The 21,904-nt window shown below is 63.8% G+C and carries 17 protein-coding genes; 3 read left to right on the top strand and 14 right to left on the bottom strand.

What is annotated here, in order from left to right:
• Positions 1–20: 20 nt before the first annotated feature.
• The 4 genes from KTQ42_RS23650 to KTQ42_RS23665 form a co-directional block, all read right to left on the bottom strand.
• Positions 21–1,493 (bottom strand): efflux transporter outer membrane subunit, encoded by a 1,473-nt coding sequence (locus tag KTQ42_RS23650; protein WP_217348107.1) that lies wholly within the window; start codon positions 1,491–1,493, stop codon positions 21–23.
• Positions 1,494–1,672: 179 nt separating this feature from the next.
• Positions 1,673–4,867: an efflux RND transporter permease subunit gene (locus KTQ42_RS23655; RefSeq protein WP_217348053.1), complete on the bottom strand. Its 3,195-nt coding sequence runs from the start codon at positions 4,865–4,867 to the stop codon at positions 1,673–1,675.
• A 3-nt stretch (positions 4,868–4,870) separates the two neighbouring features.
• On the bottom strand, positions 4,871–6,079 hold the full coding sequence (locus tag KTQ42_RS23660) for an efflux RND transporter periplasmic adaptor subunit (protein ID WP_217348054.1): 1,209 nt from the start codon (positions 6,077–6,079) through the stop codon (positions 4,871–4,873).
• Positions 6,080–6,237: 158 nt separating this feature from the next.
• Positions 6,238–7,119 (bottom strand): alpha/beta hydrolase, encoded by an 882-nt coding sequence (locus tag KTQ42_RS23665; protein ID WP_217348055.1) that lies wholly within the window; start codon positions 7,117–7,119, stop codon positions 6,238–6,240.
• A gap of 208 nt (positions 7,120–7,327) precedes the next feature.
• Here KTQ42_RS23665 and KTQ42_RS23670 point away from each other — a divergent pair, with 208 nt between their 5' ends.
• Complete coding sequence (locus tag KTQ42_RS23670) at positions 7,328–8,326, top strand: LysR family transcriptional regulator (RefSeq protein WP_217348056.1); 999 nt, start codon at positions 7,328–7,330, stop codon at positions 8,324–8,326.
• 127 nt (positions 8,327–8,453) lie between these two features.
• On the opposite strand, the gene KTQ42_RS23675 is transcribed toward KTQ42_RS23670, so the two are convergent.
• The 10 genes from KTQ42_RS23675 to KTQ42_RS23720 form a co-directional block, all read right to left on the bottom strand.
• Positions 8,454–9,953: a tripartite tricarboxylate transporter permease gene (locus tag KTQ42_RS23675; RefSeq protein WP_217348057.1), complete on the bottom strand. Its 1,500-nt coding sequence runs from the start codon at positions 9,951–9,953 to the stop codon at positions 8,454–8,456.
• A gap of 11 nt (positions 9,954–9,964) precedes the next feature.
• Complete coding sequence (locus tag KTQ42_RS23680; protein ID WP_217348058.1) at positions 9,965–10,483, bottom strand: tripartite tricarboxylate transporter TctB family protein; 519 nt, start codon at positions 10,481–10,483, stop codon at positions 9,965–9,967.
• A gap of 73 nt (positions 10,484–10,556) precedes the next feature.
• Positions 10,557–11,525 carry a tripartite tricarboxylate transporter substrate binding protein gene (locus KTQ42_RS23685; protein WP_249223099.1) on the bottom strand — a complete coding sequence of 323 codons (969 nt, stop codon included), beginning with the start codon at positions 11,523–11,525 and terminating at the stop codon, positions 10,557–10,559.
• A gap of 229 nt (positions 11,526–11,754) precedes the next feature.
• Positions 11,755–12,972: an MFS transporter gene (locus KTQ42_RS23690; RefSeq protein WP_217348059.1), complete on the bottom strand. Its 1,218-nt coding sequence runs from the start codon at positions 12,970–12,972 to the stop codon at positions 11,755–11,757.
• A 16-nt stretch (positions 12,973–12,988) separates the two neighbouring features.
• Positions 12,989–14,209 (bottom strand): CoA transferase, encoded by a 1,221-nt coding sequence (locus KTQ42_RS23695; protein ID WP_249223077.1) that lies wholly within the window; start codon positions 14,207–14,209, stop codon positions 12,989–12,991.
• A 67-nt stretch (positions 14,210–14,276) separates the two neighbouring features.
• Positions 14,277–15,053: an enoyl-CoA hydratase/isomerase family protein gene (locus KTQ42_RS23700; RefSeq protein ID WP_217348060.1), complete on the bottom strand. Its 777-nt coding sequence runs from the start codon at positions 15,051–15,053 to the stop codon at positions 14,277–14,279.
• 32 nt (positions 15,054–15,085) lie between these two features.
• On the bottom strand, positions 15,086–15,784 hold the full coding sequence (locus KTQ42_RS23705) for a GntR family transcriptional regulator (RefSeq protein ID WP_217348061.1): 699 nt from the start codon (positions 15,782–15,784) through the stop codon (positions 15,086–15,088).
• Between the two features lie 21 nt (positions 15,785–15,805).
• Positions 15,806–17,323 (bottom strand): tripartite tricarboxylate transporter permease, encoded by a 1,518-nt coding sequence (locus KTQ42_RS23710; protein WP_217348062.1) that lies wholly within the window; start codon positions 17,321–17,323, stop codon positions 15,806–15,808.
• Positions 17,324–17,353: 30 nt separating this feature from the next.
• On the bottom strand, positions 17,354–17,836 hold the full coding sequence (locus KTQ42_RS23715; protein WP_217348063.1) for a tripartite tricarboxylate transporter TctB family protein: 483 nt from the start codon (positions 17,834–17,836) through the stop codon (positions 17,354–17,356).
• Between the two features lie 121 nt (positions 17,837–17,957).
• Positions 17,958–18,956, bottom strand: a complete 999-nt coding sequence (locus KTQ42_RS23720) for a tripartite tricarboxylate transporter substrate-binding protein (RefSeq protein WP_217348064.1) — start codon at positions 18,954–18,956, stop codon at positions 17,958–17,960.
• 286 nt (positions 18,957–19,242) lie between these two features.
• Between KTQ42_RS23720 and KTQ42_RS23725 the strand changes: the two genes are divergently transcribed.
• Both KTQ42_RS23725 and KTQ42_RS23730 read left to right on the top strand, forming a co-directional pair.
• Complete coding sequence (locus KTQ42_RS23725; RefSeq protein WP_217348065.1) at positions 19,243–20,496, top strand: MFS transporter; 1,254 nt, start codon at positions 19,243–19,245, stop codon at positions 20,494–20,496.
• Positions 20,497–21,254: 758 nt separating this feature from the next.
• The gene (locus KTQ42_RS23730) at positions 21,255–21,818 is read left to right on the top strand and encodes a hypothetical protein (protein ID WP_217348066.1); all 564 of its coding nucleotides are present in this window, start codon (positions 21,255–21,257) and stop codon (positions 21,816–21,818) included.
• The last annotated feature ends 86 nt before the right edge of the window (positions 21,819–21,904 follow it).

Consider the following 21,904-nt stretch of genomic DNA (forward strand, 5'->3'; position numbering starts at 1 on the left):
CCCTGCCTGTTCCAGTATCTTCAGCGTGCTGCCAGGTTCGCGCTGGCGATGCCGGCGGCCGGCTGCGCCTCCCAGCCGCCGCCCAATGCCCGGATCAGGGCCACCGTGGTCACCGCGCGGTCGCTGCGCAACTGCACGGCGCTGCGTTCCACGGCCGCCAGGTTGCGCTGGGCGTCGAGCAAGTCCAGATAGCTCGAACGGCCGGCGTCGTACAGCTTCTGGGCCAGACCGGCCGAACGGCGCGCCGAGGCCAGCGCCTGGTCGATTTCATCGCCCTGCTGCGCCAGGATGCGCAGTCCGGCCAGGTTGTCCTCGACCTCGGCAAAGGCCGTCAGCACCGCCTGGCGGTAACTGCCGACCGCCTCTTCCAGCGCGGCCTCGCTGCGCGCGATGTTGTTGCGGTTGCGGCCACCGTCGATCAGCGGCATCGACAGCGTCGCACCCAGCAGCCAGGAGCGGCTGCTCCATTTGAATACGTCGGCAATGGTGCCAGCCACGCCGCCGGCATCGGCGCCTATAGTCAACGCCGGAAACATGGCCGAGCGCGCCACGCCGATGCGCGCATTGGCCGCTTCCATCGTGCGCTGGGCAATGGCGATATCGGGCCGGCGCTCCAGCAGCGCGGACGGCAGGCCAGCCGGGACCAGCGGCAGGGCCGCGGTGTCGAGCGGATCGTCCGGCTGGCTCACGCTCGATGCCGGCAGCCCGAGCAGCACTGCCAGTGCATGCTCGGCATTGGCGCGCTGGCGCTGCAGGCCGATCGCATCGGCGCGCACCGTTGCAAGCTCGGTGCGGGCGCGTGCCAGGTCGAACTCGCCGATATCGCCCTGCTCGAACCGGCGGCTGTTGATGCGCACATTTTCCTCGCGCAGCCCCACGGTACGCGCCAGGGTGGCCAGTTCGGCGTCGAGCCCGCGCAACCGGAAATAGGTCTGCGCCACGTCGGCCTGCAGGGACAGCAGCACCGAGCGGTAGGTTGCCTCCGCCGCGCTGGCATCGCTGCGCGCCGCCGCCACATTGCTGGACACGCGGCCGAACAAGTCGACCTCATAGCTGGCGCTCAGGCTGGCCCGGTAGCTGGTGACAGGCGCCACCGCCGTGCCTTCGGGCTGGCGGGCTTCAGGCGGCGACAGGCGGGCGCGCTGAGCGCCCACGCCAGCGCCGACCTGAGGAATGCGGGCGCTTTCCGTGATGCCTGCAATGGCGCGCGCCTGCCTCACCCGCGCCGCTGCCACCGACAGGTTCTGGTTCATCGCCGTTGCCTGCGCGATCAGGCTGTCGAGCCGGGCATCGTTGAATGCCCGCCACCATTCCCCACGCGGCTGGCTCTCGGCCGGCTGCGCCGTCTTCCAGGTGGTGCCATCGGCAGCGCTGCGCACCTGCTCCGGCGCGGCAGCCAGCGCCTGCGGCTCCCTGAAAGCATCTGGCATGGCCACGCCGGGTTGGTCGAATGCGGGAGCGGCGCAGGCACTGAGCAGCAATGCGCCCAGCATGCCTGCCAGCCTTGGCGCCAGGGGCAGCAGCGGCCTGGCCTGTCCCGTGGCGGCAAGCGGTACTTTCGGTCTGACGGCGAGTGCCAGGTCCAGCGCCTCATCGACGTGGCGCCCGGACGGCAGCGCCGTAGTCCTGTTCATGGTCGCGCTCGTGGCCGCAACCTTGGTATCCATGTTGTTCATTTGACGGTTCCTTCCAGTTCGGCGTGGTGGGGCGCTACCGGCCCGGCCCCGGCAACGGGCCTGGCCATGCGCAATGCGACGGTGCGTAGCAGGACGTAGAACACCGGCGTCAAAAACAGGCCGAAGAAGGTCACGCCCAGCATGCCGGCAAACACCGCCACGCCCATTGCATGGCGCATCTCGGCGCCGGCTCCGCTGGAAAACACCAGTGGCAGCACACCCATGATGAAAGCGATCGATGTCATCAGGATCGGCCGCAGGCGCAGGCGGCAGGCTTCCAGCGCCGCCTCGACCACACTGCGGCCATGGTCCTCAAGCTCGCGGGCGAACTCCACGATCAGGATCGCATTCTTCGACGCCAGCCCCACCAGCACGAACAGTGCGATCTGGGTGAAGATGTTGTTGTCGCCGCCGGTCAGCTTGACCCCGATCAGCGCGCAGAGTATCGACATCGGCACGATCAGGATCACCGCCAGCGGCAGTGTCCAGCTCTCGTACTGCGCGGCCAGCACCAGGAACACCAGCAGCACGCACAGCGGGAAGACGATCACCATGGTATTGCCGGCCAGGATGTCCTGGTAGGTAAGGTCAGTCCATTCATAGGCGATGCCCTTGGGCAGCGTCTCCTTCAAGATCTTCTCCATCTCAGCCTGCGCCTGTCCCGAGGACACGCCGGGGGCCGGGCCGCCATTCAGGTCAGCCGACACATAGTTGTTGTAGCGCTGCACGCGGTCCGGGCCATAGGTGTCCCTCACCTGCATCAGCGAGGACAGCGGCAGCATCTCGCCCTTGTTGTTGCGCACCTTCAGCTGCGTCATCTGCGCCGGTTGGGAGCGGAACTGGGCATCGGCCTGCACCCGCACCTGATAGGTCCGGCCGAACTGGTTGAAGTCGTTCACATACAGCGAGCCCAGGTTGATCTGCAGGGTCTGGTAGATCACCTGCAGCGGCACGCCCAGCTGCTTGGCTTTCACACGGTCCACATCGGCGAACAGTTGCGGCACATTGATCTGGTAGCCGGAAAACACGCCGGCCAGCTTGGGGTTCTGCCAGGCCTTCATCTGCACTGCCTGCACCGCCTTGTACAGCGCGTCGTAGCCGACGTTGCCGCGGTCCTCGATCATCAGCTTGAAGCCGCCGGTGGTGCCAAGGCCATTCACCGGGGGCGGCGGCAGCACCATCACGAAGGCATCCTGCACCACGCCCATGCGCTTGTTGACCTCGGCGGCGATGGCTTCGGCCATCAGCGACTTGTCACGGCGCTGTTCGAAAGGCTTCAGGCCAATGAACACGATGCCGGCATTGGGCGCATTGGTAAAGCCGTTGATCGACAGGCCCGGGAAGGAGATCGAATTCTCCACGCCCGGTATGTCCTTGGCAATATCGGACATCTTGCGGATCACGGCATCGCTGCGGTCCAGCGAAGCCGCATCCGGCAGCTGGGCAAAGCCGATCAGGTATTGCTTATCCTGCTGCGGCACGAAGCCTGGCGGCACCGCCTTGAACATGAACAGGCCAGCCACGCCCAGCAGTGCATACACCACCAGCGAGGCACCCTTGTGGCGCAGCACGCCCTTCACCCCGCCCTCATAGCGGTGCGCCGAACGACCGAAGAAACGGTTGAAGCCGGCAAAGAAGCGACCGAACAGCCGGTCCATGCCGCGCGTCAGCGCATCCTTCGGTGCGGCATGGCTGCGCAGCAGCACGGCCGACAACGCCGGCGCCAGGGTCAGCGACACAAAGGCCGAGATCACGGTCGAGATGGCAATGGTCAGCGCGAACTGGCGGTAGAACTGGCCGGTCAGGCCGGAGACGAAGGCGATCGGCACGAACACGGCGCACAGCACCAGGGCAATGGCAATAATCGGGCCCGAGACTTCCTTCATCGCCTGGATGGTGGCGTCGCGCGGCGACAGACCGCTGTCGATATTGCGTTCGACGTTCTCCACCACCACGATGGCATCATCGACCACGATGCCGATCGCCAGCACCAGGCCAAACAGCGACAGCGTGTTGATCGAGAATCCAAAGCCCAGCATCACGGCAAAGGTGCCGACGATGGAGACCGGCACCGCCAGCAGCGGGATCACGGAGGCGCGCCAGGTCTGCAGGAACACGATCACCACCAGCGCAACCAGCAGCACCGCTTCCAGCAGGGTGTGGATCACGGAGTTGATCGACTCGCGCACGAACTGGGTGGGGTCGTACACGATGCTGTATTCGACGCCCTCCGGGAAGTCTTTGGCCAGCCGTTCCATCGTTGCCCGCACGTCGGTCGAGAGCTGCAGCGCGTTGGCGTTGGGCGCCTCGAAGATCGGGATGGCCACCGCCGAGCGGTTGTTCAGCAGCGAGCGCAGCGCATAGGAGTTGGAGCCCATTTCCAGGCGCGCCACATCCTTCAGTAACGTGGTGGCGCCGTCCGCATTGGTCTTGACGACGATGCCGCCGAACTGCTCCACGGTCTGTAACCGGCCCTGGGTATTGACGGTTAGCTGGAACTCGGCGCCCTTGCTCGGGCCCTGGCCGATCACGCCGGCCGCAACCTGCACGTTCTGCTCGCGGATGGCATCGACCACGTCACCGGCGGTGAGGTTGCGCGCCGCCACCTTCTGCGGGTCCAGCCAGATGCGCATGGCGTAGTCGCCCGAGCCGAACAGCTGCACCTCGCCCATGCCATGAAGGCGCGCCAGCTGGTCCTTCACATTGAGCACCGCATAGTTGCGCAGATAGAGGTCGTCATAGCGGCCATCGGGCGAGTTCAGGTGCACCACCATGGTCAGGTTGGGCGAACTCTTCACGGTGGTCACGCCGATCTGGCGCACTTCTTCCGGCAGGCGCGGCAGCGCGCGCTGGACGCGGTTCTGCACCGCGGTCTCGGCCTGCTCGACATTGGTGCCGATGGCGAAGGTCACGGTCAGCTGCAGCGAACCGTCGGAAGTGTTCTGCGAGGACATGTAGAGCATGTTCTCCACCCCGTTGATCTGCTCCTCGAGCGGCGCGGCGACCGTCTCGGCAATAACCTTCGGATTGGCGCCGGGGTATTGGGCGCGCACCACCACCGAGGGCGGCACCACGTCCGGGTATTCGGAAATCGGCAGCTTGAAGATGGCGATCAGGCCCCCAACGAACACGATGACCGAAAGCACCGCCGCGAAGATCGGCTTGTCGACAAAAAAGCGTGAGAAGTTCATGGTTTACTCCTTGGTATTGGCGGCCTTGCCGGTGTCGCCGGCCATGGCAACGTCTTTCCGTTGCCCGGCATCCATCGGCACGATCTGCGGCGCCAGCGGCGCGCCCGGACGCACCCGCTGCAGGCCATTGACGACGATCCTGTCGCCGGCACTCAGGCCTTCCTTCACTACCCGCAGGCCATCGATGGCGGGCCCGAGCTTCACGGGCCTGTACTCGGCCTTGTTGTCCTTGTCGACCACGAAGACGAACTTGCGATTCTGGTCGGTGCCCACGGCGCGCTCGTCGATCAGGATGGCATTCGAGGTCGCGCTGCCGCCGCCCAGCTGCACGCGCGCGAACAGGCCCGGCACCAATGCGCGGTCGCGGTTCTCGAAGGTGGCACGCATGCGCACCGATCCGGTTTGCGTATCGAGCTGGTTGTCGACGAACTCCAGCCTGCCCTCATGCGGAAAGCCCTCCTCATTGGCCAAGCCGATCTTTACGGCGACCGGCTGGCCCTTGTGGCTTTGTGGGCCGACGCGCAGGTAGGTCGCTTCGTCGCCGCTGAAGCTGGCGTAGATGCGGTCCAGCGACACCACCGAGGTCAGCACGGCGGATGCATCGACTAGGTTGCCCAGGGTGATTTCCGCTTTCGACACCCGGCCATCGATCGGCGAGGCAATCCGGGTGTAGGCCAGGTTCAGCTTCGCTGCCTCGTACTGGGCCTGCGCGGCATGCGCATTGGCGTCGAGTTCCTTCTGGCCGGAAGCACGCTCGTCGTATTCGCGCTGGGCGATGGCCCTGTCGCTCAGCAGGCGCTCGGCGCGGGCCAGTTCCAGGCGGGCCAGGTCGGCCTTGGCACGGGCGGACCGCGCAGCCGCTTCGGCACGGTCAGCTTCAGCCTGGTAAGGACGCGAGTCGATTACGAACAGCACGTCGCCCTTTTTCACCTCGCTGCCCGGCTTAAAGTTCACCGCGGTGATGAAGCCCGACACCCGCGGACGGATCTCGACCCGCTCGGTGGCCTCCAGCCGGCCGGAAAACTCCTGCGTCTCGGCGATCTGCCGTTCCAGCACGGCGCTGGCCGACACCGGCGCGGCGGCTGCCTCCTGCGTTTCGGCGGCCTTGCCGGTGGCGTCCGAGCAGCTGATAAGCGTCGACGCCAGTGCGGCTGCGGCCAGCGCCAGTACGACAGGCCTTGCTCTTCGCTTTAGGGTGAAAGAAATGTCCATGCAGATTCTCCGTGTTCTGACAAATTGATTCGGCTCGTTGCTGACGCAGTGCCGTTCAGGCGCAGGCAATGCATCGCGGTGTATTCGGGTAAAGCGGGTCCGCCGTGCCAATGGGCACGTCCTTCCAAGTCATTCCTGCTTACTGGCGTATGGCCGCCTCAGCGGCCCGACGATGCCGGTGGGCCTTCCAGGCCAGCGATGAAATTGGCAATCTCGTACAGCACGTGGCCGGTACAGGCGCATTCATTGCGGGCGTTGGGCTCCTCCAACTGGGCTGGCGGCAGGCGCCGCACCGTGGTCCGCACGCCGGCGGCGATCAGTTTCGCGCCATAGGCCTCGGCCTCGTCACGCAGCGGATCGTCATCGGTCGACAGGATCAGCGCCGGCGGCAAGTTCTTCAATCGGCTCGACTGCAGCGGCGAGGCATACGGATGGCTGCGGTCAGCCGCATGCGGCAGGTAGCCGCGGTAGGCAGCGACGCATTCATCGACGACCTTGGCCTTGTCGGGGCAGCTAGGCATTTCACGCATCGAGCAGGTCGACAGGCCAGGGTCGAGCATCGGCATGATCAGGATCTGGCCAGCCAGCCGTGGCGCGCCGCGGTCGCGCGACATCATCGCGGCCACGGCGGCGATATTGCCGCCGGCCTCGATGCCGGCTACCAGCATGCGCTTGCCGGTCCAGCCGAGCTTGGACTTGTTTTTGCCCGCCCAGGCCAGCACCGCATGGGCATCCTCGACCGCCGCCGGGAAGGGCTTGTTCGGCGCCAGGGTATAGGTGGAAGACAGCACTACCGGATAGCCGCTGGCAACGGCCAGCCGGCGGAGGAAGCCGTCGGCCTCGTCCAGGTCCCCGTCGACGAAGCCGCCGCCGTGAAAGAACACGATCAGCAGGTCGCGCCTGCCATCGACCACCGCGCGGTACAGACGGCCCGCGAGGGAACCTTCGAAACCGGCCACTTCCAGCTCACGCGACTCGAGTTCATGCTCGCCGTCGCCAGCCAGTGCGGCCTGCCTGTCATTGACGTCAACCGGGTTCATCGCCGCCCCTCGCCAGCGACGCGCACCCGTGCCGCGCCCGGCGCGAGCGCATGGCTTGCAAGAATTCTGTCGCGATATGTCATGGCCAACTCCTGTTCCCATCCGGCTATCGAATCAACCCGCCGTGCCGACAATATAGACTTCGACTAGAATTTAATAAATCGCGTAATTGCGAATCCATTATTCAGCAACATGAACAATCAAGATCATGAACAACAAATTTCAGGCCATGGAGGTGTTCGTACAGGTGGTCGACACTGGCAGCTTCACGCGGGCGGCGGACATACTGCAGCTGCCCAAGGCCACTGTTTCCACGCTGGTACAGGCGTTGGAAGCCTCGCTCTCAGCCAAGCTGCTGCACCGCACTACCCGCCTTGTCACCGTCACCACCGATGGCGCTGCCTACTACGAGCGTTGCGTGCGCATCCTGTCCGACGTGCGCGATGCCGATGAATCGCTGTCGCGCTCGCGCGTGTCGCCGAGCGGGCGGCTGCGGGTGGACATGGCAACCGGCCTGGCGAGCGAAGTGCTGATTCCGGCCCTTCCGGCCTTCTTCGAGCGCTACCCCGACATCATGATGGAACTGGGCAGCACCGACCGCCCGGTCGACCTGGTCGAGGAAGGCGTGGACTGCGCCATACGCGGCGGCGAGCTTGGCGACGTCAACCTGATTGCGCGCCGCGTCGGCGTGATCAATTTCCTGACCGCCGCCTCGCCGGCCTACCTCGAACGTTATGGCGTGCCGCAGCATCCGCGCGACCTCGAACGCCATCGCTGCGTGAACTACTTTTCGGCCAAGACGGGCAAAACCTTCGATTGGGATTTCCGGCGCGGCGAGGAACGCATCGACATTGCCATGCGCGGCGTGATTGCGCTGAATGACTCGCATACCTATGTGCAGGCTGGGCTGGCAGGCCTGGGCGTGATCCAGATGACCGACTACCTGCTGTTGCAGCATGTCGCCGCGGGACGCATGGTACAGCTGCTGCCTGACTGGACCAGCGAGCCGCTGCCGGTGCATATCGTCTATCCGCAGAATCGCCACCTGTCGGCCAAGGTGCGGGTCTTCGTGGAGTGGGTGTCGGACCTGTTCGCAAACCATCCACAGATGCGCATCCGCGCTGCGGACCAGCCCGCGCCGCCCGTGCCGGGCGCGGTGATGAACGCTGCGGCGGCTGCAGTATCGTCAGCCGGGGCCCTGCTGTAGCATCGATTAAATCCAGCAACGATGATGGCATGGTGGGCTGGCTCAGAGCCGCAACGCCGGCATCGCTTTCCGGGGCTGATCAAAAAAACGGCGCCCGCAGGCGCCGTTTTTTTATCCGTCGGATGCCTCAGGCAGCGCGCAGCCGGTAGCGTTCCCGCAGGCCGCCTATCACTGACCAGGCCAGTCCTGCTACGGCCAGGGTCATGATGGTGCCTACCAGGCCGTTGTTCCAGAAGATGCCCAGTCCGCCCTTAGAAGCCAGCATGCTCTGGCGGAACGCATCCTCGGCGCGGTCGCCCAGCACCAAGGCCAGCACCAGCGGCGCCAGCGGATAGTCAAGCTTCTTGAAAACATAGCCGATGATGCCGAAGATCAGCATCAGCCAGATGTCGAACTGGGCGTTGTGCACCGTGAAGGCGCCGATGGCGCAGATCACCAGGATCGCCGGCGCGATGATGGAGAACGGGATGCGCAGGATGGCGGCAAACAGCGGTACCGAGGCCAGCACGATGATCAGCCCGGCCAAGTTGCCGAGGTACATGCTGGCAATCAGTCCCCAGACGAAGTCCTTCTGCTCTACGAACAGCAGCGGCCCAGGCTGCAGGCCCCAGATCATCAGCCCGCCCAGCAGCACCGCCGCGGTGGCCGAGCCGGGAATGCCCAGCGCCAGCATCGGCAGCAGCGCGCTGGTGCCGGCCGCATGAGCCGCGGTCTCGGGCGCGAGCACGCCTTCGACGTTGCCCTTGCCGAAGCTGTCCGGATTGCGCGAGAACTTCTTGGCCACGCCGTAGCCCATGAAGGAGGCGGCGGTAGCGCCGCCGGGCGTGATGCCCAGCCAGCAGCCGATGGCCGAGGAACGCATCAGCGTCATGAAGAAGCGCGGCATGCCGGCCCAGGTCTTCAGCACCACCTTCAGGTCGATCGCTGCATGCTTGCCCTTGAAGGCCAGGCCCTCTTCCATCGTCATCAAGATCTCGCTGATGCCGAACAGGCCAATCACGGCCACCAGGAAATCGAAGCCGCGCAGCAGCACCGGCAGGCCGAAGGTCATGCGCAGCTGGCCGGAAATCGTGTCCATGCCGACCGCGGCCAGCACGAAGCCGATGCACATCGAAATCACGATCTTGGCCTTGGGCTCCTTGCCCATGCCGACGAAGCTGCAGAAGGTCAGGAAGTACACCGCAAAGAATTCGGGCGGGCCGAAGCGCAGCGCAAACTTTGCTACCAGCGGCGCCAAGAAGGTGATCATCAGCACGCCCACCAGCGCGCCGATGAAGGAGCCGGTGAAGGCGCTGGTCAGCGCCTCGCCGGCCTGCCCGCGCTGGGCCATCGGATAGCCGTCGAAGGTGGTTGCCACCGACCAGGCTTCACCAGGAATATTGAACAGCACCGAGGTGATCGCGCCGCCGAACAGCGCGCCCCAGTAGATGCAGGAAAGCAGGATGATGGCCGAGGTCGGGTTCATCGTGAAGGTCAGCGGCAGCAGGATCGCCACGCCGTTGGGGCCGCCCAGTCCGGGCAGCACGCCGACCACGATGCCGAGCAGGATGCCGATGGCCATCAGGCCGATGTTCTGCCACGACAGCACCGTGGCAAAGCCATTCATCAGCAGGGATAAGTCTTCCATCGCAACTCCTGTCAGTAGCCAAACGGCGCTTCCAGCGCACCCTTGGGCAGGGGCACCTGGAACATAATTTCAAAGATCCAAAACAGCGTGCCGCTAATGCCCAGGCCCACCAGCACCGACTTGAGCCAGCCGAACTTGCCAATGAAGCGCATGAAGGCGGCGATGAAGATGGCCGAGGCCACATAGATGCCGGTCATCTGCAGCACGGTCACATAGGCAATCAGCGGCAGCAGCACGGTGGCCACCAGGCGCAGCTGCGCCTTTTCGACGAAGGGTTCGCTATCCTTTTTCTTCCATGCCTGGAAGATCACGAACAGGCTGCCAAGGAAGATGATGATGCCCATGCGCATCGGGAAATAGCCGGCTTCGGGGCCGTCGCTGGCCCAGCCAGCGCCGAGCTGGTAGTTGCTGACGATGACGACCGCCGCCATCACGGCGATCAGGATGCCGACGGTGATCTCGGCCGTTCGGCGGGTAATGGCGGTATCGTTCCCTTCCGCCGGGGCGTGGGTGTCGTGTGGTGCGCTCATGATGTAGGGAATAGCAATCCGTGGTAACAAAAACGCAGGGCCGCATGCGCAGCGCGCATGCCGCCAGAGAGACTTACTTGGCCATGAAGCCGGCGTAGCTCATGATCTCCTTGTGCGCCTTCTCGTCCTTTTCCAGGAAGTCCTTCAGCGCCGGACCCACCGCCACGGTGGGCTTCAATGCATTCTTCTCGACATAGGCCTTCCATTCCGGCGTAGCCACCACTTTCTGGAACAGGTCTTCGTAGAACTTCACAGCCTCGGCCGGCACCTTGCCCGGCAGCAGGAAGACCCGCACCATCTCGTATTCCACGTCCAGGCCCTGCTCCTTGCAGGTCGGTATGTCAGACCAGCTCTGGGTCTCGGTGACCTTTTCCTTGTAGCTGCTGCGCGTCTGCGACAGCAGGCACAGCGCGCGATGCTGCCCGGCGCGCCACTGGCCGACCGATTCCGACGGATTGTTGATGTTGGAATCGATGTGCTTGCCCGAGAGCTGGGTTGCCGCCTCGCCGCCGCCCTTGTACGGAATGTAGGTGAACTTTACGCCGGCCTTCTTCTCGATCATCGCGGTGATCATGTGGTCTTCGCGCTTGGAACTGGTGCCGCCCATCTTGAAGGTTTCCGGGCTCTTCTTCACCGCGGCCAGGTAGTCGCCGACCGTCTTGTAGGGTGAATCGCTATTGACCCAGAGGACGAACTGGTCCTGCGCCACCATCGCGATCGGCGTCAGGTCGCGCCAGTTGAACGGCAGGCCGGTCGCCAGCGGCACCGTGTACAGGCCTGACGAGGAAGCCACGATCTTGTGGGCGTCGCCGGTCGAGGCCTTCATGTCCAGCAGGCCTTCCGCGCCGCTGGCGCCAGCCTTGTTCTGGACCACGATGGCCTGCTTCATCAGCTTGTGCTTAGTGATGATGCCCTGGATCGAGCGCGCCATCTGGTCGGTGGCGCCGCCGGCGCTGAAGGGCACGACGATTTCCACCGGCTTGGTGGGCTCCCATGCTTGCGCCGCACCGGCGCCGCCCAGGCACAGCGCGGCCAGCGACAGCGCAAGGGCCGACCTGACGGGGCGTGATGAAATGGAACGATAATTGGAACGATCAGGCACTGTTGTCTCCTCATCGGCTTTGCGCCGTATGTTTATTGATATCGAATTTCAGGCATCAGGCACTGCTGAAATCAGCCGTGGCAAAATTACATTTTGAATACAATATACGAAATGCCAGCTCAGTCAAGCAATTTCTGATTGCCAAAGTGCATTCAAATTAGTCCTGGCATCAGACCGCCGGCACTCTCGGCCGCTGGCTGCGCCGCCAGCCAAAATGCTGTGACAGCAGCAGCACGCCGCCCGCGCCCATCAGAATGATGGCCGCAGTGCCGCTGCGCTCGACCAGCGCGCCGGCCACTGCCACCCCGACCGATTGCCCGAGGTAGAAACAGGAAGCAAACGACGCCACCGCCGCGCCGCGGCGCTCGGGCGCCATCTGGGTGGCGTTGATCTGCAAGGTGTTATGCAGCATGTAGAAGCCCAGGCCGGACGCCAGGCAACCCGGCAGCGCCCACCACAGGTTGGGCGCGATGCCGATCAGCAGCAGCGAGCCCGCCAGCAGGAGGCCGCCCCAGCGCGCGAGGCCAGACTCGCCCAGCGCCGCCACCACGCGGCTGGCGCTGCCGGCGAACACCAGGCCACCCATGCCGAACAACATCACCACAGTGCCGGCCGAGGACAGCGACATGCCCAGCACCCGGTGCAGGTGGGAAGCGATGAAGGCAAAGGCGCCGTACAGAAAAGCGCCTTCGAGAAACACGGTCAGCAGCACGACCCGCGCCCAGGGCTTGCGCAGCACCTCGGTGAATTCGGCCATGGTCCGGCGCAGCATCGGTCCGTCGGCGCTGCGGGTCTGCCGCGCCGATGCCGGCAGTCGCCGGTTGGTCGACAGAAGCAACGCGCCGATGACCACGAACAGCAGCGCAATGCCGATAAAGGGCACGCGCCAGCTCAGGTGGTCCGCCGCGAAGCCGCCGACCAGCACGCCCGACGACAGGCCGAGGATCTGGCCGGTAAGGAAGCGCGCCAGCACCGGCTGCCGCTGCTCGTAGGGCACGACGTCGCCGATCCAGGCCATCGACAGCGGAATGATCGCGCCGGCGGTGGCGCCGGCCAGGAGACGCGCCGCCAGCAGGGTCTGGTAACCCGGCGCCAGCGCGCAGGCGGCGGCCGTTGCCGCGCAGGCCATGCAGGCCCAGGCCACCACCAGGTATTTGCCATGGCGGTCTCCTAAGGGACCAAAGAACAGCTGCGACACGCCATAGGCGATCGAGAAGGTGGTCACCACATAGGACGCGCCGCCCAGCGACACGCCGAGCTCCGCCGCCAGGCGCGGCAATTGCGCATCCGTCACCCGCAGCGACAGCGCGCTGCCGAAGGAAGCCAGCGCCAGGTACAGCACCGCCGCCAGCGGAAAGGCCGGCACGCCTTCCGGCCGCGCCGTCATGCGCGCCGCCCGCGGCTCACGCAGTTGCCCCGGCGGGCGCCTTGCCTACCAGCACCGCGTTGTCGCTGACCAGCTGCGCCACTTCGTCCGCGGAATAGCCCAGCTCTTCGAGCACGGCGCGGGTATGCTCGCCCAGCATCGGCGCTGGACGCTTGCCATCGCTCTTGCCGCCCGAGAAGCGGATCGGCAGGCCGATGCCCTTGACCGGGCCGGCCGCGGGATGTTCCGTCTCGACGATCATGTCGCGCGCCAGCGCCTGCGGATGCGCCAGCGCGTCGGGTATTTCTAGCACCGGGCCGGCCGGCAGGCCGGCTTCATCGAACAGCACCATCCATTCATCGGTGGTGCGGGTCTGCAGCCGCCCGGTCAGCAATTCGACCAGCGCCTCACGGTTGGCCATGCGGTCCGAGTTGGTGCGGAAACGCGGGTCCGCCGCCAGGCCGGGCATGTCCAGCACTTCCACCAGGCGCTCGTAATTGGCCTGGTTGGCCGCGCCGATATTGATCCAGCCATCCTTCGAGCGGAACGCCTGGTAGGGCGTGCTGGTGGAATTGGCCGAACCCATCTTGGGCAGGATAGTGCCGTTGCCGAAGTAGTTCGCGGCCGGCCAGTACATCTGTTGCAGGCCGGCTTCGAACAGCGAGGTGTCGACAACCTGGCCCAGGCCGGTGCGCAGCTTTTCCGCATAGGCGGCGGCAATGCCCAGCGCGGCCAGGATCCCAGCATTGATGTCGGCCACCGGGGATCCGGCCTTGATCGGCGGACGGCCTTCCTCGCCGGTCATGCTCATCAGGCCGCTCATGCCCTGCGCGATCAGGTCGAAGCCGCCCTTGTCGGCGAACGGGCCAGTGCGGCCAAAGCCAGAGATGCAGCAGTAGATCAGGCCGGGGTTGATGCGCTTGAGTTCCTCGTAACCCAGGCCGAACTTCTCCATCGTGCCGCCGCGGTAGTTCTCGGTGACGACGTCGGCGTCGGCCAGCAGGCGCGCCAGCACGTCGCGCCCGCCCTTGGTCTTCAAGTTCAGGCCAATGCCGCGCTTGTTGCGGTTGACGATCATGAAGGAGGCCGATTCGCCGCAGTCCAGCACCGGCGCGAAGCGGCGCGAGTCATCGCCGTCCGGGGTCTTTTCCACCTTGATCACATCGGCGCCCATGTCGGCCAGCATCATGCCGCATACCGGGCCAGACATGATATGGGCCAGTTCGATTACCCGCATGCCGCTAAGTGGTCCTGCCATCTTGATTCCCCTCTTTCCGTTATCGATCGCGGCCCGAGGCCGCTGGTGTCCGCTTGTGTCCGCTTGTTCAGGCGCCGGTCCAGACCGGCTTGCTCTTGTTCATGAAGGCTTCGACGCCGGCCCTGAAGTCGCTGCTGCCGTAGCACATGCGCACCAGGTCGTCGCCATCGGGCAGGCCGGCGGCCACGATGCGCCGGATCGCTTCCTTGGAGGCACGCATCGTGACCGGCGCATTCTTTAGCAATCGGCCGCACAGCGCCACCGCCTTCGCTTCCAGCTCGGCCGGCTCGGCGATCTCGGTCAGGAAGCCACAGTCCAGCGCTTCCTGCGCGCCCACGGTGTCGGCCAAAAGCAGCATGCGACGCGCGCGCGGCGCGCCGAACGATGCTACCACCCGCGCATAGTTGGCCATCGATAGGCAGTTGCCCAGCGTACGGGCGATCGGCACGCCGAACGAGGCATTGGGCGTGGCCACGCGGAAGTCGCAGGCGGCCGAGATGGCTAGGCCGCCGCCGATGGCCCAGCCCTCGACGACGGCCACGGTGGGCATGGGCAGGCGCTCGATGGCTTCGATCATCGCGTCGATCTTCTTTTCATAATCGATGCCGTCCTCGCCGCCCTTGAAGGCCAGGAACTGCTCGATGTCGGTGCCGGCGACGAAGGCTTCGCCGCCCGCGCCGCGCACCGTGGCAACCCGCACCGAGGAATCGGCGCTGATCTGGCGGCAATGCGCCGCCAGCTGTTCATACATGTTCCAGGTCATGGCGTTACGCGCCGCGGGCCGGTCGATCAGGATGGCGGCCACGCCGTTGTTGATGCTCAGGTGGACTTGTCCGGTGCTCATGGTTGCGTTTTCCTTTTCAATGTCGATGGCGCTCAGGCCACGTCCCGCTGCGCCGGCGGCGTGCGGTTGATGTAGTCGGTGGTGATCTGCACCGTGGTATCCAGCACATGGGCGCGCAGCAGCTCTCCCAGGCGCTTGCCGTCGCGCTGTTCCAGCGCGGCGACGATCTGCTCATGCTCGTCCAGCGCCTTCTTCCACTGCTGTTCGGTCTTGCCGGCGATGAAGCGGATGCAGTGGATGCGGGTCAGCAGCTGGTGGTACATGCCGATTAGCGTGGCGTTGCAGGTCATTTCCAGAATCGCCTCGTGGATCAGCCGGTTGTTCTGCAGATAGGCAGACTCCTGCCCTGCCTCGTAATGCGCCACCATCTGGTTATGCAACTCGCGCAGCCGGACCACCTGGGCCTCGGTGGCGTTCCTGCATGCCTGTTCGCCCGCCACCGCTTCGAGCGCGGCCATGATGGGAAACAGTTCCTCGATCTCCTGCGGCGTGGTCTCGGCGACGATAGCGCCGCGGTTGATCACGAGCCGCAGCACGCCTTCCGCCGCCAGTACCTTGACCGCTTCCCGCATCGGGGTGCGCGACACGCCGAAGCGCTCGCACAGCTTCTGCTCGGGCAGCTTGTCGCCGGGCCGCAGGTCGCCGCGCATGATCAGGTCGCGTAGATGGCTCACCAGGGTGTCGTGCAGGCTGCTGCGCACGATGCGCTGCGATGCCAGTTGATTGTCCATCGCGTTCTCCTCGTTCTCTCTTTACGCAGACTGTTCGACCAGGGGCGCCGGCGCGGCCTTGCGCCGCCGCAGCAGCCCGAACAGCGGCAGGCTCAGCAGGCCCAAGCCCACCAGCATCATGGTGGCCACCAGCGAATTGGACCAGAACACCGCCATCGAGCCATCGGAAGCAATCATCGCCTGGCGGAAGGCATCCTCGGCCTTGTCGCCCAGCACCATGGCTAGCACCAGCGGCGCCAGCGGATAGTCGAGCTTCTTGAACACATAGCCGATCACGCCGAAGGCCAGCGCCATGTAAATGTCGAATTCCTTGTTGGCTACCGTCAGCGCGCCGGTCAGACACACCACCACGATGATGGGCCCGATGATGTTGAAGGGGATGCGCAGCATCGCGGCAAAGAACGGCACCGTTGCCAGCACCAGCACCACGGCGATCACATTGCCCATGTACATGCTGGCGATCAGGCCCCAGACGAAGTCAGGCCGCTCGACGAACAGCATCGGCCCCGGCGACAGGCCCCAGATCATCAGGCCGCCCATCATCACCGCCGCCGTGGCCGAACCGGGAATGCCCAGCGCCAGCATCGGCAGCAGCGCGCAGGAGCCGGCGGAATGGTCGGCGGTCTCCGGCGACACGATACCCTGCGGCGCACCCTTGCCGAAGCTGTCGCGGTTGCCGGACATGCGGCGCGCAATGCCATAGCTCATGAAGGACGCCGCGGTCGGGCCGCCGGGTGTAATGCCCATCCAGCAGCCGATCAGGCTGCTGCGCAGCAGGTCCCTCCAGTAGCGCGGCAGCTCCACCAGCGTGGCGACGATGTCGCGCAGCCGCAGTTTGGCGCGCACGCCCTGGAAGCGGGCGCCTTCCTCGATGGTCAGCAGCAGTTCGCCGAAGCCGAACAGGCCGATCACCGCGATCAGGAAGCTGATGCCGCCGATCAGGTTGTCGAACTCGAAGGTCAGGCGCGAGGCGCCGGACACGGTATCCATACCGACCGCCGCCAGCGCAAAGCCCAGGCCCATCGACACCAGGGTCTTGAACGGCGCGCCGCTGGACATGCCGATGAAGCCGGCAAAGGCGATGAAGTACACCGCAAAGAATTCCGCCGGCCCGAACTTCATTGCAAAGCCGGCCATCCAGCCCGACAGCAGCGTGATCACCAGCACGCCGGCCAGCGCGCCGAAACCGGCCGAGGCGAAGGCCAGCGTCAGCGCCCGTCCGGCCTGGCCGCTCTGCGCCATCGGATAACCATCGAAAGTAGTGGCCACCGACGACGGCTCGCCGGGAATATTGAACAGGATGGAGGTGGTGGAGCCGCCGAACAGCGCGCCCCAGTACATGCTGGTGAGCAGGATGATAGCCGACACCGGGTCCATGGTGAAGGTCAGCGGCAGCAGCAGCGACACGCCGTTCGGCGCACCCAGGCCGGGCAGCACGCCCACCACCAGGCCCAGCAGCACGCCGGCCACCATGATGAACACATGCTGGTAGGTCAGCGCCACGCTGAAGCCATCCATCAGCGATTGAAAATTACCCATGATTTCCTTTCCCTTGCCCGGTTGCGCACATCAATAGATGCCGAACAGGTTCAGCAGCGGCCCCTTGGGCAGCGGCAGCTTGAATGCGTATTCGAAGCAGACATAGAAGAACAGTGCCGCACCCAAGCCCAGCAGGGCCGCGCGTGCCGGTCGCAGTCTGGCTTTCCAGAGCGTGACGGCCGGCAGGTACAGCGCAATGCCCACGTACAAGCCGAGCAGGCTCACCAGCACGGCGAACGCGACGATGGCGACGAAGAAGGCGGCCACGTCGCGTACCCGGTCGAACTCGATGAAATGGCTGGTGAGACGGCGCCGTGCCAGCACGGCCTGCGCCAGGTTAACGGCGCTGCCGATCAGCACCATGCAGCCGATATAGAAGGGAAAGAAGCCGGCTTCCGGCCCCTGCTCATTCCAGGAAATGCCGTGCCTGGCAGAGCCAATGCAGATGATCAGGCCCAGCAGGGCCGTGAACAGCGCGGTCGCCACTTCCATGGCAAAACGCGTATTGAACATAAAAACCTCGTGCGGTTGGGCAGACGTCGATGCTGCGTGTCTGTGTCGGACAGTGCCAGTGCGCGCCACCACGAACGGCCATGGCGCGCACCGCAATTTGATTAACGCGGCTTAATGCGGCTTAATGCGATGACCAGCCATTGCGGCTGAAGATCTCTTCGTAGCCGGTCTTGTCATTGGCGATGAAGGAACGCAGCTCGGCGTCCACCATCACGGTCGGGATTGTCACCGAACGCTCGATATAGGATTTCCACTCTGGCGTCTGGGTTACCTTCCGGAACAAATCCTTGTAGAACTCGACCACGCCGGGCTCCATGTTGGCGGCCAACCAGATGGTGCGTGGCTGCTCGAACGGGCGCACGTTCAGGCCGGCTTCCTTGCAGGTCGGAATGTCGGCCCAGGACTTGCCTTCGCCCACCACGGCCTTGCCCGGCATGCGCTTGGCGCTGAACACGCACAGCGGACGCTGCGCGCCGGCGCGCCATTGCTCTATGCTCTCGGCCGGGTTGTTGACATTGAAATCCAGGTGCTTGCCGGCCAGCTGGCCAGCCACTTCGCTGCCGCTCTTGTAAGGCACATAGCGCACGTTGATACCGGTGGCGCCCTTGATCAGCGAGACCAGGGTTTCATCGGCTTCCTTGGCCTTGGCGCCGCCGGCCTTGAAGCCGTTCGGACTTGCCTTGCCCTTCTCGATGAAGCCGGCCACATCGGTGATGCCGGACTCGGGATTGACCCACAGCAGGAAAGGATCGAACAGCATCGAGATGACCGGCGTCAGGTCGGATGGTGCATAGGAAAGCTTCGAGCCGATCGGCAGCAGGTAGACGTCCTGGGTGCCGAAGTAGACCTTGTACGGGTCCTTTGAGTTGGTCTTGGCATACACGAAGGCTTCGGCGCCGCTGCCGCCGCCCTTGTTGCTCACGATGACCGGCTGGGATAGCAGCTTGTTCTTGTTGATGGCGGACTGGACGGTGCGGGCAAACACATCGGTGCCGCCGCCGGCGCCGGCAGAAGCAATGAACTCGATCGGGCGGGTAGGCTGCCAGTCCGCCGCGCTGGCGGTGACGGGAATGGACGAGGCGCAGACGACGGCTGCGGCCATCAGCGAAAAGGGTTTCATGCAGTCTCCATAGCTGTGTTGATGCAGGCCGCTTCATCGGCGAGCGGCGTCTGGGCATGATCTTGCCGAACATTCTGCATAATGTCTATTACATTTTGTATTCAAAATTATGAATTATGTGTACGCAAGAAATGCCGACTTCGGGTTACCTGCCAGAAGCGTGGAACAATCCAGCGAAAGAAACACGCCGATACGCTGATTCATTGCTAAGATCGAACGGTTCATGCATTAACTTGCCTTCTTTAAACAGGATGCTCTCCGGCGTCTGCGCCTTTTCTCGATCGCCATGAATCAACAACGCTGGTATTTCGGCTGGAACATCGTCGCCGCCGCCACCCTGCTCACGCTGCTGACTGTCGGCATGCGGCTGGGCATCGGGCCGTTCTTCCTGCCAATGTCGCAGGACCTGGGATTCAGCCGCAGCCTGCTAGCGGGCATCATTGCCATCGGCATGCTGTGCTATGGCTTGGCCATGCCGGTGGCCGGCTACTTGGTGGGCCGCATCGGCACCCGCGCCGTGCTGCTGACTGGCACAGCGATCGTGATTGGATCATCCCTCTGGACGGTCATGGCGCGCGGACCGGTTGGCTTCGGGTTGTCCTTTGGCGTGCTGCTGTCGATTGGCCTGGGTTTCACCAGCCCGGTGGCGCTCACGCCCGTGATCAGCCGCTGGTTCACGCGGCAGCGCGGCATGGCGCTGTTCTTCCTGTCCACCGGCTCCATGGCCGGCATGGCGCTGATGACGCCGCTGCTGACCTTCTTCATCGACCGGGCCGGCTGGCAGGCCACCCTGCTCGGCTTTGCTGCCGCCTTCACGCTGGTGACGGTACCAGCCGCCCTGTTCGTCATCCGCGAAGAAGCGCCGCCCGGCACCGACCTGTTGCCCGAGCAGATCCGCCAGCGCGAGATGGCGGGTGCAACCGGCCCTGAAACCCTGCGCTTTCGCGAGGCGATATGGACCTCGCCCTTCTGGAAAATCGTGCTCGGCCTGTTCGCCTGCGGTTTCAGCATGAACCTGCTGGGCACCCATGGCGTGCCGATGCTAATGGACCATGGCTACGATGCGATGACCAGTTCAATGGGTGTGGGCATCATCGGCCTGGTTGCCATCTTCGGCACGCTGGTGCTGGGCAGGCTGTCGGACCGGTTGCCGCGCCGGAACATTCTTGGCACCATCTACCTGATCCGTGGACTGGGCTTCTTTGCGCTGCTGGTGGTCGGCACCCATTGGGAGCTGTATATTGCCGCGGCCATCGGCGGCCTGGTCTGGGCCGGCAGCATCGCGAGTTCCTCTGCCATCCTGGCCGACGTCTTTGGCGTGCGCCTGGTTGGTCTGATGTATGGCATGGCCTATCTCGGGCATCAGGTAGGGGCGATGCTCAGCACCTGGCTGGGCGGCTGGGGCTTCGAGCGCTTCGGCAGCCACTGGCCTGCCTTCGGCAGCGCCGGCGTGCTGCTTCTGATCGCGGCCGGGGTGTCGATCAGCCTGCCGGCCAAGGGATGGAGCTTGACGCGGCCAGCGCCGGCTGCGCAGGCCTAGTAGTCTACGAGGCCCCAGGACACATTGCTTTAGCCTGCCGGGCGGACGCGCCATGGCAGGCCTGATGCGCGTGCCATGCCATGCCATCACTTCGCCGGCGCGAACGCAGGCCTGCCTTTCAGTTTTTTTCCGGTACAAAGGGCCGGCGGCGCGACGCGACGCGGCTTCGCGTTAGCGAACGGTGAGTTCCCGGGTTTCGCTTGCGCTCCGCCCAGGCTACGCTTGCTAAAGACTGCAAGCGCATGCAAGGGCCGTAAAAAATACGAAGCGGCATCACTAGATGAGCGCAACAGTCCACGACGATAAAGGATCGATGCGACCTTGTTTCAGCCATTGCTTATTCACGTTCTGCCTGACCGTCTTTCGTTTGCGAATGGCAAATTACTTATTGCGAAATAAATTCCACTTAATTTGAACCAACACGACAATTTTCCAGATAAATCTTGCATAAAAAATTAATCAAATATGCATATTATCGAGTCGCCCGATTTCAGGCGGAAACATAAGGGTATTTCATATGAACGTTCCTTTTAAAAAACTTAAATTCCGCAATTTTCCTCAAAACAGTTGTCTTGAAAAGACATTTTCCAAAAAACAGCGTTTCACTTTTTTACGCTGCCTTTCAAGTCGGCTACGCAAATATCGAAATGAAAAGGCGTTTTCCTGAAGTATGACATTCATCAATTTATCGATGGACGTGACTTCTATATTCAATTGTGGTCACCAAAAGTTAACCATTATTTAATAGAGGTAACGCCATGAACGAATATGCGCATCGATGGACGTTGGGTCAAAAGATAGGACGGCTTGCTTGCGCCGTGCCAATTGCACTATGTGGGGCCATGCTCCCGATGACCCAGTCGGCGGCCGCACCGCCATTGCAGCAATTTGGCCCATTCGAGATTACTGTGCCGGCCGGGTCGGGTTGCCCCAACTTTGATTTGCGCATTGCTGTCAATGAAGGCGTGGACCGGGTTTCCAAGGAATTTCACGACCAGAACGGCAATACTGTGCGCGTGCTCAGCGCTGGCAGAGGCGCAATAGAAACATTGACGAATGTTTTCACAGACACATCGGTTACCTTTAAGACAGGTGGATCCGTGAGTCGCACAACGCCTAATCCGGATGGAACTTACACACAGACGCTAACGGGACATAATATTGTCATTTTCTTCCCGACCGACGAGCCTCCCGGACCGAGAAGTACCCTGTATCTGGGAAGGGTCGTCTTTACGATAAGCGATCCCGTCAGCAATACCATTCTGGGCATTCGACAAACGAGCGGAAAGCAGGTCGATATTTGTGCGATCCTTGGCGCCTGAGCTTTGCAATTTCATCGCATGACGGGCAACAGCATTCGGACCGGCTGTTATTACATATTGAAAATAAAGGCTGCTGCACCGGGTTT

Origin of the sequence: Noviherbaspirillum sp. L7-7A (assembly GCF_019052805.1) — a bacterium.
In the GTDB taxonomy this organism is placed as follows: Bacteria; Pseudomonadota; Gammaproteobacteria; order Burkholderiales; family Burkholderiaceae_D; genus Noviherbaspirillum_A.